We start from the raw sequence: 16,512 nt of genomic DNA on the forward strand, positions 1-16,512 counted from the left end.
ATGGATTTTAATTTGCAAAGAATCGCAGGTTTGTCTCTTTTTTGAGATTTATGCTGGAAGTGATGACGCCTTCGCGAGCAAGTCCGCGCCTACATCTGCAATGTATTCCACTGTGGGAGCGGGCCTGTTCGCGAAGCTTCTGCTCATTTCTATTAATGGAGATTAAAGTCTCTTTATTGAGACTGGGCGATGCCCAAGGCCAGCATCTTCTTGTACAACGTCGACCGCCCCAGCCCCAGACGAGCTGCCGCCTCTGGCACATTACCCGCACATTGCGCGAGGGCCGACTCGATCAGTTGCCGGTCAAACCGCTGGCGCGCCTGGGCGAATGTCTCGTCGGCCAAGGGCTCCAGCGCGGGCGCCGCGGGGCGTTCAACCGGGGTAAATGTGCCTATGGAGCCGCGAATATCTGCTTCGCTGAGGATCAGGTCATCACTGAGCAGTGCCGCCCGCTCCAGCACATTCCGCAACTCTCGGATGTTCCCCGGCCACGCATGCTGGCTCAGCAGATCCAGCGCCGTGCGGCTCAGTTCATGCTGACTGCGCAGCTCTTCGAGGATCGCTTCGCTGAGTGCTGGCAGATCGTCGAGGCGTTCGCGCAACGGCGGCACGATGATCGGCAGCACATTGAGCCGGTAGTACAAGTCAGCGCGGAATTCACCGCGCTTGATCGCCGTTTGCAGGTCGGTCGAGGTCGCGGCGATCACCCGCACGTCACTCTGGATGACCTCGTTGGAGCCCACCGGCTCGAATTCCTTTTCCTGCAGCACCCGCAGCAATTTGCTTTGCAGCGGCAATGGCATGTCGCCGATCTCGTCGAGAAACAACGTGCCGCCCTGCGCGATCTGCAACTTGCCGGTGCGGCCCTTGCGGTCAGCGCCAGTGAAGGCGCCCGGAGCCGTGCCGAAGAACTCGGCCTCCAGCAATGTTTCGGGAATCGCCGCGCTGTTGATGCTGACAAAGGCTTTGTGCGCTCGCGGCGAAGCACTGTGAATCGCCTGCGCCAGCAATTCCTTGCCGGTGCCGGTTTCGCCCAGCAGCAACACCGGCGACTCGGTGCTGGCACTGCGGCGGGCGCGGCGTTTGACTTCAAGGCTGGCGGCGCTGGTGCCGATGAAATGTGCGAAGTTGTATTTGGTCTGCCGCGCGCGCAGCAGCGAGCGGGTCGAAGCCAGTTCCTCCTGCATGCTCAAGTAGCGCTTGAGCATCGGCGACAGCGTGCGCAGTTCATCGAACAGGGCAAAACCGATCGCGCCGATTACCGTGCCGACATCGTCGTGGATCGGCAGGCGCATCACCACCAGCGGCTCTTTCGGGGTGTCTTGCATGTCCAGCAGAATCGGCCGCCCGGTACGCACCACCTCACGCAACAGACTGCCGGGAATCACGCTTTCGCAGGGTTTGCCAATTGCACCTGCGGCCGACTCGAGCCCGAAGCGGCGCGCGTAGCGCTCGTTCATCCAGACAATGTTGGCGTCGCGATCGACAATCACCGTGCCTTCGCTCGACTGCTCGATGATCTCGAACAGCGAGCGGATTGCCAGGGTGCGAACCCGTTGGTAGTCCTTGAGGCTTTCGGTGGTGTTCATGGGTGGTTTGATCCAGATTTTGGGTGGTGTGTGCTGGTCTTTTCGCGAGCAGGCTTGCTCGCGAAGGCCGCGACCCGGTTTCAAGACGAGCGCCGATTATGCCTACCCCGGATGCGCCGCCGCCAACAACTCCTTGGTGTAAGGATGCTGCGGCGAATCGAACACATCGTGACTGGCGCCGCGCTCGACCACCTTGCCGTCCTTGATCACGATCATGTCGTGGGCCAGTGCCCGCACCACCGCCAGGTCGTGGCTGATGAACAGGTAGGTCAGGCCGTGCTTTTCCTGAAGCTGGCGCAGCAGGGCAACCACTTGTTTCTGCACCGTGCGATCCAGCGCCGAAGTCGGCTCATCAAGCAGAATCAGCGCCGGTTTGAGCACCAGTGCCCGTGCGATTGCAATGCGTTGACGCTGGCCGCCGGAAAACTCGTGGGGGTAACGATGACGACTGGCGGGGTCGAGGCCGACCTCCTTGAGCACGCGAATCACTTGCTCATCGCACTCCTGGGCGTTCGATTCGCAGTGTACTTCCAGGCCTTCGCTGATGATCTGCGCCACCGACATGCGCGGACTGAGGCTGCCGAACGGATCCTGAAACACCACCTGCATCTGCCGACGCCAGGGACGCAGCTGTTTCTGATTGAGGCCGTCGAGCGCTGCGCCCTGAAAGCGGATGCTGCCTTCGGAATCGAGCAGACGCAGGATCGCTTGTCCCAGCGTCGACTTGCCCGAACCGGATTCGCCAACGATACCCAGGGTCTTGCCGCGCTGGATATTCAGGCTGATGCCATCCACGGCGCGCAGGTATTGCTTGCGCTGAAACAGGCCGCCACCGACGACAAACTCAACCCGCAGATCATCGACCTCCAGCACATTCTCGCGCTCATCCCGGGGAAGGGCTTCACCTTCGGGTTCAGCGTTGAGCAGCACGCAGCTGTAAGGGTGCTTCGGTTCGCTGAACAGCGTTTCACAGGGCGCCTGTTCGACGATTTCTCCAGCCTTCATCACACAGACACGCTGGGCAATGCTGCGCACCAGATTGAGGTCGTGACTGATCAGCAGCAGCGACATGCCGAGGCGTTGTTGCAGGGACTTGAGCAGCAGCAGAATCTTGCGCTGTACGGTGACATCGAGGGCAGTGGTCGGCTCATCGGCAATCAACAATTCCGGTTCGCAAGCCAGGGCCATGGCGATCATGACCCGCTGTCGTTGTCCACCGGACAATTGGTGCGGGTAGGCCTTGAGCCGTTCTTTGGGTTTCTGGATGCCGACCAGTTCGAGCAGTTCGAGGATGCGCTGTTGCGCCGCTTTTCCACCGAGGCCGCGGTGCAGCAGCAAGGTTTCGCCGATCTGCTTTTCGATGGTGTGCAGCGGATTGAGCGAGGTCATCGGCTCCTGAAAGATCATCGCGATGCGGTTGCCGCGCAGCTCACGCAAGACCTTGGGGTCCGCACTGACCAGCTCCTGACCGCGATAGCGAATGCTGCCAGTGGTTTGCGCTTCGGTGTCTGCCAGCAATTGCAGAATCGAGTGGGCCGTCACCGACTTGCCCGAACCGGACTCGCCAACCAGCGCCAGACACTCACCGGGGCGAATGTCCAGGCACAGGTCGCGCACCACGTTCTGGCCATGGAAAGCGACATTGAGGTTACGGATTTCAATCAGATTGTCAGACATGGCCACGCTTCAGGATCGAGGGTCGAACGCGTCGCGTAACGCTTCGCCGATGAACACCAATAAAGAAAGGATCAGCGCCAGGGTGAAAAACGCTGTCAGCCCAAGCCACGGTGCCTGCAGGTTCTGTTTGCCCTGACCGATCAGTTCGCCCAGCGAGGCGCTGCCGGCGGGCATGCCGAAGCCGAGAAAGTCCAGTGCGGTGAGGGTGGAAATCGCCCCGGTCAGAATGAACGGCAAGTAACTCAACGTCGCGTTCATGGCGTTGGGCAGGATGTGCCGGACGATCACCTTGCGATCGGTCAGGCCCAGCGCCCGCGCAGCCTTGACGTATTCCAGGTTGCGCCCGCGCAGGAACTCCGCACGAACCACGTCCACCAGTGCCAGCCACGAAAACAGCGCCATGATCCCCAGCAACCACCAGAAGTTAGGTTCGACAAAACCTGAGAGGATGATCAGCAGGTACAGCACCGGTAACCCCGACCAGACTTCAAGCAAGCGCTGCCCGAGCAGGTCGACCCAGCCGCCGTAATAACCTTGCAAGGCACCGGCAGCGATGCCGATCAGGGCGCTGACAAAGGTCAGCATCAACGCGAAGAGAATCGACACCCGGGCGCCGAAAATCACCCGCGCGAGGACATCCCGCGCCTGATCGTCGGTGCCCAGCCAGTTGACCGATGTCGGCGGGCTCGGCGCCGGTTTATTGAGGTCATAGTTCGGCGTGTCGTCGCTGAACGGAATCGGCGGGAACAGCAACCAGCCACCGTCCTTGCGAATCAGGTTCTGCACATAGTCGCTGCGGTAGTCGGCCTGAAACGGCAGTTGCCCGCCGAACTCCTGTTCGGTGTGGCGTTTGAATACCGGGAAGTACCACTGGCCCTGATAACTGACCACCAGCGGCTTGTCGTTGGCGATCAGCTCGCCGCCGAGGGTCAGCAGGAACAAACCGATGAACAGCCATAACGACCACCAGCCCCGGCGGTTTTTCTTGAATCGCTCGAAACGGCGACGGCCCAATGGCGAGAGCTTGAGCATCAGGCGTTCCTCGCGGCGAAGTCGATGCGCGGATCGACAAGGGTGTAGCACAAGTCGCCGATCAGTTTTATCAGCAGGCCGAACAGGGTGAAGATGAACAGCGAGCCGAACACCACTGGATAGTCCCGCGAGACGGCCGCTTCGTAGCTCATGCGACCGAGGCCATCGAGGGAGAAAATCACTTCAATCAGCAACGAGCCGGCGAAAAACACGCTGATAAAGGCCTGGGGAATGCCCGACACCACCAGCAACATCGCATTGCGGAACACGTGGCCGTAAAGCACCCGACGTTCGCTCAAGCCCTTGGCCCGTGCGGTCACCACGTATTGGCGGGTGATTTCATTGAGAAACGAGTTTTTCGTCAGAATCGTCAGGGTGGCGAAACCGCCGATCACCAGCGCCGTGACTGGCAACACCAGGTGCCAGAAGTAATCGGCGATCTTGCCGAGGGTCGACAGTGATTCGAAGTTGTCCGAGACCAGGCCGCGTACCGGGAACCAGTTCAGCGAAGTGCCGCCGGCAAACACCACGATCAGGAACATCGCAAACAGGAACGCCGGCATTGCGTAGCCGATGATGATCGCGGTGCTGCTCCAGATATCGAAATGGCTGCCGTGATGCACGGCTTTGCGGATGCCCAGCGGGATCGAGACCAGGTAGGTAATCAGCGTCGCCCATAATCCGAGAGAAATGGTGACCGGCATTTTTTCCAGGATCAGGTCCGTCACCGTGGCACCGCGAAAGAAGCTCTTGCCGAAATCCAGTCGGGCGTAATTCTTGAGCATCAGCCACAGGCGTTCATGGGCTGGCTTGTCGAAGCCGTACTGTTTTTCGATGTCTTTGATCAATTGCGGGTCCAGGCCCCGGCTCGCGCGCGAGGTGCCGCTCATGGTTTCACCCGAACCGCCGCCGACGTTGCCGCCACCACCGATGCCTTGCAGATGGGCGATCGCCTGTTCCACCGGACCGCCGGGCGCGGCCTGAATGATGACGAAATTGACCAGCAGAATGATCACCAGCGTCGGAATGATCAGCAGCAGGCGCCGCAGTATGTAACCCCACATCAGTGCGGCCCTCCGGGTCTGCCACGACCGATTTTTTCGGCGGTCATCTGTTGGTTGGTCAGCGGCGTGCGGCTGATTTCCCACCAGCTCTCGATCGCTTCATCATTACTGGCTTGAATCGTAGGGATGCCAAAGCGGTTCCACCACACGGTCGAAGTGCCCGGCGGGTAGTAATTGGGAATCCAGTAGTAATTCCATTGCAGCACCCGATCCAGGGCGTGGGCATAGTGCAGCATGTCCGATTGCGTGGAGGCGCGGATCAGTCCGTTGATCAAGGTGTCGACCGCCGGGTTTTTCAGCACCATGTAGTTGTTGGCCCCCGGGTCGTTGGCCGACGCCGAGCCGAAGTAGTTGAGCAGTTCGCCACCCGGTGAGGTGGTCACCGGATAGCCGGTGACGATCATGTCGTAGTCCCGGCTCATCAGGCGATTGACGTATTGCGAAGAGTCGATGCGACGAATATCCAGGTTGATGCCGATCTGTTTCAGTGTGCGCTTGTAAGGCAGCAGCAGGCGGTCCATGCCGTTCTGGCTGACCAGGAACGTGAAGCTGAGCGGTTCGCCGTCGGCATTCACCAGTTGATCGCCGTCCGGTTTCCAGCCGGCCTGCTCGAGCAGTTCCAGGGCTTGCAGTTGTTTATCGCGGATCAGGCCACTGCCGTCGGTCTTCGGTGCCTCGAAGACCGTGGTGAAGACTTCGTCGGGAATCTGTCCGCGCAGCGGTTCGAGAATCTTCAACTCCGCTGCGTCCGGTAACTCGCGAGCGGCCAGATCGGTATTGGAAAAGTAACTTTGCTGGCGGATGTACAGGTTGCGCATCATCTGCCGGTTGCTCCACTCGAAGTCCCACAGCATCGCCAGTGCCTGGCGCACACGGCGATCCTTGAACATCGGTTTCTGCAGATTGAACACAAACCCTTGGGCCGATTGCGGCGCTTCGGTGGCCAGATGAGCCTTTTGCAGGCGCCCGTCGCTCAGGGCGGGGCTGTCGTAGCCGATCGAATAACCGGTGGCGGAAAACTCGCGGTTGTAGTCATACGCGCCGCCGCGCAGCACCTGACGGGCGACGTCGGTGTCGCCAAAGTACTCGATGCTGAAATGGTCGAAGTTATAGAGGCCGCGACTGACCGGCAGGTCCTTGCCCCACCAGTCGGCATTGCGTTCGAAGGTAATGCTGCGCCCCGAGTCGACCTTGCCGACGCGATAGGGGCCACTGCCCAGTGGCGGTTCGTAACCGCCACCGCCGGCAAAGTCGCGGCTCTTCCACCAGTGTTCGGGAAACACCGGCAGGGTCGCGATATCCAGAGGCAGGGTGCGGTTTTCGTTGTTCTTGAAATCGAAGCGCACGATCAGCGGTGCTTCCACTTCGACGCCTTTGACATCGGCGAACTGCGTGCGATAACGCAGGCTGCCCTGGGTCATCAGCAGTTCATAGGTGTAGCGCACGTCTTCGGCGGTGATCGGCTTGCCGTCGGCGAAGCGAGCCTTGGGATTAATGAAAAAGCGCAGCGCGAGTCCGTCCTCCGAGCGCTCCATCTTTTCTGCCACCAGCCCGTAAACGGTATAGGGTTCATCCATCGAGCGCTGAGCCAGCGGCGAGTACAGCAGTCCGTCGATTTGCGTGACGCCGATGCCTTTGTCGATATACGGCAATACATGGTCGAAGTGACCGATCTCGATCGCCGAGCGGCGCATCGTGCCGCCCTTGGGCGCCTGCGGGTTGGTGTAGTCGAAGTGACTGAAACCGGCAGGATATTTGGCCGGCTCGCCATAAACGGTCAACGCGTGTTGCGGTGCAGCGTCCACACCGGCGGCGCCCGACAACAGGGCGAGGGCGGTGAGCATCAATGTGGGGAAAACCAGTCGCATTGTCAGCCTTGGAACCGGGAAATCGATAAGCGCAATTTGTACGCGAGAGGCGCGTCAGTCGCCAGCCGTATATGTAACTGAAACACAACGGCCCACCAAAAGGCGGGCCGTTGCAGAGCAATCAGGCGACGAATCAGTCCTGACGGCTGGTGACTTCGAGCAGGTGGAAACCGAACTGGGTCTTGACCGGGCCTTGCACGACGTTGATCGGTGCGCTGAAGACCACGGTGTCGAATTCCTTGACCATCTGGCCAGGACCGAAGGAACCCAGGTCACCGCCCTGACGGCTGGAAGGGCAGGTGGAGTTGTTTTTGGCAACTTCAGCGAAATCAGCGCCAGCTTCGATCTGGGTCTTGAGTTCGTTGCACTTGTCTTCGGTGGCAACCAGGATGTGGCGGGCAGTGGCTTTAGCCATGGGGAAACTCTCCAATCTAATTCAGTAAAGTGTGGAGCCTACCGGATTCAGTGGGCGAATTCTCGGCAAAGTTCCGTTCGGTGATCGCTGTTGGCTTTTACAGATTTGCGGCCTGCAAGCGCAGGGCATGCTCGATGTACAGCAAGATCGGGTCCGGCAGCGCGGATGCGCCGATAACAGGCCGGCGCAGACTGCTCAAATGATCCAGCGGATAGTCGGAGCGGATCACTGTACCCAGGTGCGAGCTGTAGCGGCCGACGAATCCGTCGTTTTGTCCGGCCTCGGTAATGAAATATTCCGACAATCCACGGCAGAGGGCGTGTACCGGGTCGAGCATGGCGGCTTTGGTCGTGGGCAAGGTGCCGCTCCAGGAATAATAGCGAACACCGTCAACCAACTCCGCGCCATGCCCGCCCCAGGTGTGTGGCAGGCCCTGCGGGTATTTGTCATTGAAGCGACTGACACCCTCGGTGGTCAGGGCGTTGAGCGCGGCGAGTGCGCTTTGTGGCAGCGTTGTGCTGCCGCTCATAAGGGTCAAAAACTCGGAAAACAGTGTGACCACATTCAGGGCCACGGAATCCGGCAGTTGATCCGGTACCAGCGCCTTGCGCAGGAAGTCAGCCAGCTCCGAGCCGTGATTCGGCCCGCTGACCGACGTGACTGAGCCGACGACGTGTGGCATGTGCGCAGCAGCGTACCGGGCAGTGAGTGCGCCCTGGCTGTGACCGATAAGATTGACTTTTGCAGCGCCGGTGCCTGCGAGGACACGATCTATTTGCCTGAGGAGTTGCTCGCCCCGCACCTCGTTGTTGTGCGTGGCCGACAGATGCGGAATGAACACGCGGTTGCCTGTTGTCTTAAGTGCTTCCTTGACCTCGTGGAAGAGCTCGAAATGGCCAATGCGTTCAAATCCGAACAGGCCGTGTATCAACAGTATGGGATAGCGAGTTGTAGCATTCCGTCGCATGTTCTTACCTTTATCACAGAAGTTCATCGGGAAAATCTGTGGGTCACTCTAAAACACTCATACGGTTGGAGAAGTACGAAGAAACCCAGGTTCGCGGATGAATCTGGACTAGATGACGTAGGTGTTTTCTGTTTTTTGTGAGGCCCGAATCGGAAGTTGTGGACGTCCTCTGACGGATCAAGCGGATTTATTGCCTGCCGGCCTACTTGGTCCGTGGCTTTTGCCCGAGGGTTGTGGCGCATTTTGCTGACAGCGAAGACCACCACAATGGCGTTCAATATTTGTCGTCGACGCCATTGATGTAGCTGGCGTCTTATCCAAGGAATGGAGCCACGAATGAACACCCACGAAATCGAGTTTTGCTATCGGATGCGCCATCCCGTCAGCATGTGCCAGTCCGAGGTGCCGTTGCCGGCGGCGACGCTCGATGCCCTCGAAGGCGCAGCGCTGGATCCTTCCCTGAGCAAGGTCATCGTCAGGATCGCTCCCTATGCAAACATGGCGTGTGGCGATCAATTGCTGTTGAGCTGGGACGGCCTGGATATCGAAGGCTTTGCCTATCAGCATGAAATGGTTCGCTTCGTCAGCGAATCCCAGGTTGGCAAAGACGTGATCTTTGTTATCAAGGGTATGCACATTGCTGCACTGGACGGTGGTTCGCTTGAGGTTTACTGGACACTGGTCAGCGCGAACCTGCCCGAACCCGCAATGTCTGCACGGTTGCAGCTGTCAGTGGGGGATGCACAGCCGCAGCTGCTGGCGCCGCATGTCGAAGGTGTCATCGGCGGTACGCTCGATCCGGCCCGGGTGAGGGATGGTGTGCTCGTCATGTTTCAGCCTTACGCCCGAATGTCTTCAGGCGATCAGGTCTCGCTGACATGGTGTGGCGACATGTCGCCGGCGTCGTTCAATGATGCTTTGAAGATCGAAGCCTTTGCCGTTGCGCAGCCCTTGTCGTTCTGGGTCGCTCCCGAGCACATCGCCGCGCAGCTTGGAGGTGAGGTGACGGTAAGTTACCGCGTGGAGCAGGTCGGTGGGGCAGTGCGCGAATCGGAGCCGACCAGGCTTCGCATTACTCCGTTCCATCGTGGCGAACTGCACGCTCCCGATGTGCTGGAAGCCGAGGATGGCGTGCTCAGTACGGAAAACTCGATAGATGGGGTGACCGTTGTGATCGGCAACCCACAGACGCAAGAAGGCGAGTTGGTCTACCTGAAGTGTGACGGTGACTTTTTCAATCACCGGGATGACCGGGAAATTACTCTGGAAACCGCAGGGAAGCCGCTGATCTTTATCGTGCCCCATCGGTTCTGGCGCGAACATCACGGAGAAACCGTGCGGGTTGCCTATACCGTGGAACGTCTGGACGAGGTCAGTCAGGAATCTGCGGTGACACAGGTGCGGATAGAGGCTTGAGGGCAGCGGCGTCAGCCCTCCGGTTCTCAATGATGCCGGAGGGCAGGCCTTCTGGTCAGTCTGCGGAATGCGCGCCCAGACGCTGCGCGGCATTCAGTAGCAAGCGTTCGGTGGCGTTGAAACCGAGGCATCCGTCAGTGATCGATACGCCATAGCGTAGTGAGGTGCTCAGGGGTTGGCAGCCTTCGAACAGATGGGACTCCAGCATCATGCCGATCAGTGAACGATCACCCTGCAGGCGTTGCTCGAGTACATCATTGAAAACAGCGGGTTGACGCAATGGGTCCTTGCCGCTGTTGGCGTGACTGCAATCGACCATGATTCGGCTCGGGATTTTCAGTCGATCCAGATCGGCATGGATTTTGGCCACGCTCTCGCGATCATGGTTCGGGCCCTTGTGGCCGCCACGCAGCACCAGATGGGTATCAGGGTTGCCCGGGGTCTGAATAATCGCCGGATGGCCCTGGCTGTCAACACCGAAATGCCGGTGTGGGTGGGCTGCCGAGCGCATGGCATCGACGGCGATGGCCGCGCCGCCATCGGTGCCATTCTTGAAGCCCACTGGCATACCGAGACCACTGGCCATTTCGCGGTGGATCTGCGATTCGGTGGTGCGGGCGCCAATGGCCACCCAACTGAGCAGGTCATCGAAGTAACCGGCAGCCATGGGTTGCAGCAGTTCGGTCGCCACCGGCAACCCCAGCCTGATCATTTCCAGCATCAGTTCGCGTGAAAGCGTCAGCCCTGCGGCCATGTCATCGCTGCCATCCAGGTGCGGGTCATAGGCCAGGCCTTTCCAGCCGACCGTGGTGCGTGGTTTTTCGACGTAGGCACGCATCACCAGCAGCATGTCGTCACGAACGTCGTCAGCCAGTCGGGCGAGTTTGCCGGCGTATTCGAGGGCGGACTGTGGGTCGTGGATGGAGCAGGGGCCAACGATGATCAGCAGTCGCTGGTCTTCGCCGTTGAGGATCGCGCGAACTGCCTGACGTTGAGCGGCGACTTGCTGGCTCAGGACGGTGCTTAAAGGCAGTTGCTGTTTGAGTTGCAACGAGCTGGGCAGACGCAGTGTCAGCGCTTCGTTGGCGGAATCGAGTGTGGACAGTGGCAGAGCAGAAACGGACGAGTTCATATTCGGTCTTCCTGGGCAGGCGGCGGGTTCTTCCCGCGCACTCGGCCCTACTGGTGTGTTCGACAATTGGCCGTATTGGCTACGTGTGTGTGCTTGCCACCTGTAGGTGACCGATCGGAGGCGGCAGGCTGTCCCGAGCGGAAGCTGGTAAATCGCCAGGCGCTAAAGCTGTCGTAACGGTAATAAGTGGCGTAGTTCATTAGGTAATTCCTCAAAGTGTCTGGTGTGTCGCTGAAAAAGGTTCGGGCCTGAAAAAACAAAACCCCCGGTCGGGAGGCCGACCGGGGGTTGAGAATTCTCTGGTGGCGACCCGTTTTTATGGGCGCCGTGTGGGTATCAGGCGCGCCAGTGGCTAAACCAATACCCAAAATAAAAGCTGACCGGAGTGCAAATGTCAGTCGCCCGCGCAGCCGAAACCGAGCGCAAGGCGCTGGCGGTACGTAGCTGAGAGAGGGCGTTGAACATGGGGTGTCTCCGATGGTTGCGCCGAGCTTACTAGAGGCCAATGGGCCGGAGCAATCAGAAAATGCTATTGCGTAGGCCGTTCAATGCCTATTGATCGAGCGCCTCAAAAGTTGTGACACACTCCATGACTCATCTGAACCAGCAAGGAAGATTCATGTCGACGCTGATTATCGCCGCTGCCCAGGCCATCTCGATTGCTGGCGATCTTGCCGCCAATATTGCCCGTCACAAGCGCTTCATGACGGTCGCGGCGGCACAGGGTGTCGAGTTGCTGGTGTTTCCGGAACTGTCCCTGACCGGGTACGAAGGTGCGGTGGCCGCATCGTTGGCCATCCATCCGCAAGACCCGGTATTGCAACCCTTGCGCGATCTGGCTCGTGAGCTGAATGTCACGACGGTCGTGGGCATGCCGGTTCGATTGCCGGAGAAGCCCGTCGTGTTGATAGGTGCTTTGATACTGGGGGCTGACGGTTCGCTGGGTGTGTACACCAAACAGCATTTGCATTCAGGAGAGGAGGTGATCTATGCCGAGGGGCAAGGCGGGCCGACCCTGGATATTGCCGGTAAGACCGTAGGACTGGCGGTCTGCGCCGACTTCAGCTACGCCAGTCATGCCGCTGCCGCCGCTGAGCAGGGAGCCAATATTTACGCGGCTGGCGTGTTGATCAGCGAAAAAGGCTATGCCCCCGATGCCGCTCTGCTGCAGGGATACGCTCGTCAACATTCGATGGTCGTGTTAATGGCTAACCACGGTGGTTCTACTGGCGGATGGGTGTCAGCCGGGCGTAGCGCGATCTGGTCCGCCGACGGTTCGCTGATCGTCGCTGCGCCGGGTGTTGGTGACGTGTTGGTCGTTGCCCGGCAAGAGCGCGAGACATGGCAGGGGCAAGTCATTGCCGTGACGGAGGCACAATGACCTACCGGTTACGGATTGCCACGCCTGATGATCTGGCGTTTTCGCGCAATCTCACCTGTCAGAATATGCTGCGGTACTACATTCAACATGATTTGTTGTGGCTGGACGAAGCGTTCGATGTGGCCTGGTCGGGACGCGAAAGCTGGCTGATCGTGCGCGCTGATGTGGTGGTGGGATTTTTCAGCCTGAGTCGTGATGCGCGAGCGCTGTATATCCGTGAACTGCAAATTGCAGAAACGTTTCAGGGGCAGGGCGCGGGATCCTGGGCGATTGATCAGGTTATCGGGATGGCCCGTAAGGAAAGGCGACCGGCGATGCGCCTCACGGTGTTCGAAAACAACCCGGCAAAATATTTGTATGAAAGAAAAGGACTACGGGTCCAGGGTGAAGACGAGTGTTTCTTGCGGATGCAGCTTGATATCAGTACACCTGTGCGCTGAAACCCTTGGCTGGCAAGCCCTGAAAGATGAAATGAAACTTTTTAAATACGGCTTTCCGCTAGGTCTGCCCGGCACTTTTTGCTAAGGTGTCCCGCATCCCAATAAGACCATATCGCGAGGTGTCTGCTTGATTAGGGTGCTAGTGGTCGACGACCATGATCTCGTTCGTACAGGCATTACACGCATGCTGGCCGATATCGATGGCTTGCAGGTGGTGGGTCAGGCCGAATCAGGTGAAGAATCCCTGATCAAGGCCCGTGAGTTGAAACCTGACGTGGTCCTGATGGACGTCAAGATGCCTGGCATCGGTGGCCTGGAAGCCACGCGCAAACTCTTGCGCAGTCACCCCGACATCAAAGTGGTGGCCGTCACCGTGTGTGAAGAGGATCCTTTTCCGACGCGGCTGCTGCAGGCAGGTGCTGCCGGTTATCTCACCAAGGGCGCCGGATTGCCGGAAATGGTCCAGGCGATTCGTCTGGTCTTTGCCGGTCAGCGCTATATCAGCCCGCAGATCGCTCAACAGTTGGCGATCAAATCCTTCCAGCCCACCAATGATTCGCCGTTTGACGCCCTGTCCGAACGCGAAATCCAGATCGCGTTGATGATCGTTGGCTGTCAGAAGGTGCAGATCATTTCCGACAAATTGTGTTTGTCGCCGAAAACCGTGAACACTTACCGCTACCGCATCTTCGAGAAGCTCTCGATCAGCAGCGACGTCGAACTGACATTGTTGGCGGTGCGTCATGGCATGGTCGATGCCAGCGCCTGACTATGACTGAAGCTTTCGATTCCGGCGCCTTTCTGTCGACGGTCAGTGGGCGTCCGGGCGTGTATCGCATGTTCGACAGCGACGCGCGCCTGCTCTATGTCGGCAAGGCGAAAAACCTCAAGAAGCGCCTGGCCAGCTACTTTCGCAAGACCGGCCTGGCACCGAAAACTGCGGCGCTGGTCGGGCGCATCGCTCAAGTCGAAACGACCATCACGGCCAACGAAACCGAGGCGTTGCTGCTTGAGCAGACGCTGATCAAGGAATGGCGGCCGCCTTACAACATCCTGCTGCGCGACGATAAGTCTTACCCCTATGTGTTTTTGTCCGATGGACAGTTCCCGCGGCTGAGCATCCACCGAGGCGCGAAAAAGGCCAAGGGCAAGTATTTCGGTCCGTATCCGAGTGCCGGTGCCATCCGTGAAAGTCTCAGCTTGTTGCAAAAGACTTTTTTCGTCCGTCAATGCGAAGACAGCTACTACAAGAACCGTACCCGGCCGTGCCTGCAGTATCAGATCAAACGGTGCAAGGCGCCTTGCGTCGGACTGGTCGAGCCTGAGATCTACGCCGAAGATGTGCGTCACTCGGTGATGTTCCTTGAGGGGCGCAGTCATGCCTTGACCAATGAACTGTCCACGGCGATGGAAGAGGCGGCGATCAATCTCGAGTTCGAGCGCGCCGCCGAGTTGCGTGATCAGATCGCGCTGTTGCGTCGGGTTCAGGATCAACAAAGCATGGAGGGGGGCACCGGGGATATCGACGTCATCGCCGCATTCGTCAACCCGGGTGGCGCCTGTGTGCACCTGATCAGTGTTCGTGGCGGGCGTGTATTGGGCAGCAAGAATTTCTTCCCTCAGGTCGGGATCGAAGAAGACGTTTCCGAAGTCATGGCGGCGTTCCTGGGGCAGTATTTCATCAGCAGTCCCGAACGCGACTTGCCCAGCGAACTGATCGTCAACGTCGTGCACGAAGACTTTCCGACATTGATCGAAGCCATTCATGAGTTGCGTGGCCGGGAGTTGGCCATCAGTCATCGGGTTCGCGGTACGCGAGCGCGTTGGCAGCAACTGGCCGTCACCAATGCCGAGCAGGCGCTGGGTGCGCGACTGGCCAATCGTCAGCACACTGCCGCGCGCTTCGAAGCCCTGGCTGAAGTGTTGAATCTGGATGAGCCGCCGCAGCGGCTGGAATGCTATGACATCAGCCATTCCAGCGGTGAGGCGACGGTCGCTTCTTGCGTGGTCTTCGGCCCGGAAGGCGCGATCAAGTCGGATTACCGCCGCTACAACATCGAAGGTGTCACGGCGGGGGACGACTATGCCGCCATGCACCAGGCACTGACGCGCCGGTTCAGCAAGCTGAAGGAAGGCGAGGGTAAGTTGCCGGACATCCTGTTGGTGGACGGTGGCAAGGGGCAGCTGTCGATGGCCCGCGATGTGCTCAACGAACTGGCAGTGCCGGATCTCATCCTTCTCGGGGTCGCCAAGGGCGCCACGCGCAAGGCTGGTTTCGAAACGTTGTATCTGAATGATGCAGCGCACGAGTTCACGTTGCGTGGTGACTCGCCAGCGCTGCACCTGATCCAGCAGATTCGCGACGAAGCCCACCGTTTCGCGATTACCGGCCACCGTGCACGTCGTGGCAAAACCCGCCGAACGTCAACGCTGGAAGGCGTTGCGGGCGTCGGGCCAACCCGTCGTCGCGACTTGTTGAAACATTTTGGTGGATTGCAGGAGCTGTCTCGTGCAAGCATCGAAGAGATCGCCAAAGCCCCGGGGATCAGTAAAAAGCTCGCAGAGTCGATTTATGCAAACCTGCATAGCGAGTAGAATGCCCCCTCACCTCGTAGCCAGTTGTGCCGATGAATATCCCTAATCTGATTACCGTTCTACGCGTCCTGCTCATCCCGATCTTCATATTGCTGTTCTATTTGCCTTACCAGTGGAGCTATATGGCCTCCGCTTCGGTGTTCGCCTTTGCCGCTGCAACGGATTGGCTGGATGGTTACCTGGCTCGTCGACTGGAACAAAGCACGCCGTTTGGCGCGTTCCTGGATCCGGTGGCCGACAAGCTCATGGTTGCCGTGGCGCTGGTGTTGTTAGTGCAAGAACACGGTAACTTCTGGCTTACACTGCCGGCTGCCGTCATCATCGGTCGCGAAATCGTCGTTTCGGCATTGCGCGAATGGATGGCGGAACTCGGCGCTCGCGCCCATGTTGCAGTCTCCAATCTCGGTAAATGGAAAACCGCAGCGCAGATGCTTGCGCTGGTCATCCTGCTGGCCAACCCTAAGGACTTCAGCTTCTGGGTTGTTCTGGGTTACGCCTTGCTGATGGTATCGGCGGGCCTGACGTTGTGGTCGATGGTTCAATACCTTCGCGCCGCCTGGCCGCATCTGAAGACCGACGTCGAAAAGAAATAAAAGTTTTTTGAATCAAGGGGTTGACGGAGCTTCTTAATTCTATAGAATGCGCATCACCAAGCGGGAATAGCTCAGTTGGTAGAGCACGACCTTGCCAAGGTCGGGGTCGCGAGTTCGAGTCTCGTTTCCCGCTCCAATTTGTACGTGTTTGTTGTTGTGCTACTGACAGCAAATGCTTTGAGGCCGAGTAGCAAAATGGTTATGCAGTGGATTGCAAATCCACCTACGCCGGTTCGATTCCGACCTCGGCCTCCACTATAAGCAAGCTCCGTAGATCCATGATTTACGGAGCTTTTTTATTTGCAGTGCGCAGCAAGATTTAGTCTTGAAAACGGCCATTGCG

At 58.8% G+C, this 16,512-nt stretch carries 14 protein-coding genes and 2 tRNA genes; 8 read left to right on the forward strand and 8 right to left on the reverse strand.

All coding sequences use genetic code 11. The annotated features are described in order from the left end of the window. Window positions 1-173: 173 nt before the first annotated feature. From HV782_RS13520 to HV782_RS13550, 7 genes are all read right to left on the reverse strand, one after another. Window positions 174-1,589, reverse strand: coding sequence for a sigma-54 interaction domain-containing protein (locus HV782_RS13520; protein WP_128615738.1), 1,416 nt, complete (start codon window positions 1,587-1,589; stop codon window positions 174-176). Between the two features lie 102 nt (window positions 1,590-1,691). After that, window positions 1,692-3,266 carry an ABC transporter ATP-binding protein gene (locus HV782_RS13525; RefSeq protein WP_186745781.1) on the reverse strand — a complete coding sequence of 525 codons (1,575 nt, stop codon included), beginning with the start codon at window positions 3,264-3,266 and terminating at the stop codon, window positions 1,692-1,694. A 9-nt stretch (window positions 3,267-3,275) separates the two neighbouring features. Further along, complete coding sequence (locus HV782_RS13530) at window positions 3,276-4,298, reverse strand: ABC transporter permease (RefSeq protein WP_123468257.1); 1,023 nt, start codon at window positions 4,296-4,298, stop codon at window positions 3,276-3,278. Next, window positions 4,298-5,362, reverse strand: coding sequence for a microcin C ABC transporter permease YejB (locus tag HV782_RS13535; RefSeq protein ID WP_123468259.1), 1,065 nt, complete (start codon window positions 5,360-5,362; stop codon window positions 4,298-4,300). The genes HV782_RS13530 and HV782_RS13535 overlap by 1 nt, the downstream gene beginning before the upstream one ends. Next, on the reverse strand, window positions 5,362-7,230 hold the full coding sequence (locus HV782_RS13540) for an extracellular solute-binding protein (protein ID WP_186745779.1): 1,869 nt from the start codon (window positions 7,228-7,230) through the stop codon (window positions 5,362-5,364). The genes HV782_RS13535 and HV782_RS13540 overlap by 1 nt, the downstream gene beginning before the upstream one ends. Before the next feature lie 133 nt (window positions 7,231-7,363). After that, window positions 7,364-7,645, reverse strand: a complete 282-nt coding sequence (locus tag HV782_RS13545) for a peptidylprolyl isomerase (RefSeq protein WP_123468263.1) — start codon at window positions 7,643-7,645, stop codon at window positions 7,364-7,366. A gap of 97 nt (window positions 7,646-7,742) precedes the next feature. Then, entirely contained in the window at window positions 7,743-8,612 is an 870-nt protein-coding gene (locus tag HV782_RS13550) for a lipase family alpha/beta hydrolase (protein WP_186745873.1), read from the reverse strand. Between the two features lie 336 nt (window positions 8,613-8,948). On the opposite strand from HV782_RS13550, the gene HV782_RS13555 reads away from it, so the two are divergent. Further along, window positions 8,949-10,028 (forward strand): RNA-binding protein, encoded by a 1,080-nt coding sequence (locus HV782_RS13555; RefSeq protein ID WP_186745777.1) that lies wholly within the window; start codon window positions 8,949-8,951, stop codon window positions 10,026-10,028. Window positions 10,029-10,083: 55 nt separating this feature from the next. On the opposite strand, the gene HV782_RS13560 is transcribed toward HV782_RS13555, so the two are convergent. Further along, complete coding sequence (locus HV782_RS13560) at window positions 10,084-11,160, reverse strand: 3-deoxy-7-phosphoheptulonate synthase (protein ID WP_123468267.1); 1,077 nt, start codon at window positions 11,158-11,160, stop codon at window positions 10,084-10,086. Between the two features lie 619 nt (window positions 11,161-11,779). Here HV782_RS13560 and HV782_RS13565 point away from each other — a divergent pair. From HV782_RS13565 to HV782_RS13595, 7 genes are all read left to right on the forward strand, one after another. Further along, entirely contained in the window at window positions 11,780-12,541 is a 762-nt protein-coding gene (locus HV782_RS13565; protein WP_186745775.1) for a carbon-nitrogen hydrolase family protein, read from the forward strand. Further along, a complete protein-coding gene (locus HV782_RS13570; RefSeq protein WP_128613942.1) occupies window positions 12,538-12,981 on the forward strand; it encodes a GNAT family N-acetyltransferase in 444 nt (147 codons plus the stop codon). Before HV782_RS13565 ends, HV782_RS13570 begins: the two co-directional genes overlap by 4 nt. A gap of 127 nt (window positions 12,982-13,108) precedes the next feature. Beyond that, the gene (gene gacA, locus HV782_RS13575) at window positions 13,109-13,750 is read left to right on the forward strand and encodes a response regulator transcription factor GacA (protein ID WP_024012761.1); all 642 of its coding nucleotides are present in this window, start codon (window positions 13,109-13,111) and stop codon (window positions 13,748-13,750) included. Window positions 13,751-13,752: 2 nt separating this feature from the next. Further along, window positions 13,753-15,576, forward strand: coding sequence for an excinuclease ABC subunit UvrC (gene uvrC, locus HV782_RS13580; protein ID WP_186745772.1), 1,824 nt, complete (start codon window positions 13,753-13,755; stop codon window positions 15,574-15,576). 32 nt (window positions 15,577-15,608) lie between these two features. After that, window positions 15,609-16,169 carry a CDP-diacylglycerol--glycerol-3-phosphate 3-phosphatidyltransferase gene (gene pgsA, locus HV782_RS13585; RefSeq protein WP_123468275.1) on the forward strand — a complete coding sequence of 187 codons (561 nt, stop codon included), beginning with the start codon at window positions 15,609-15,611 and terminating at the stop codon, window positions 16,167-16,169. 60 nt (window positions 16,170-16,229) lie between these two features. After that, window positions 16,230-16,305: transfer RNA gene (locus tag HV782_RS13590), tRNA-Gly, on the forward strand. Window positions 16,306-16,350: 45 nt separating this feature from the next. Continuing rightward, a tRNA-Cys gene (locus HV782_RS13595) sits at window positions 16,351-16,424 on the forward strand. The last annotated feature ends 88 nt before the right edge of the window (window positions 16,425-16,512 follow it).

The organism is Pseudomonas monsensis, from assembly GCF_014268495.2.
GTDB classification, from domain to species: Bacteria; Pseudomonadota; Gammaproteobacteria; order Pseudomonadales; family Pseudomonadaceae; genus Aquipseudomonas; species Aquipseudomonas monsensis.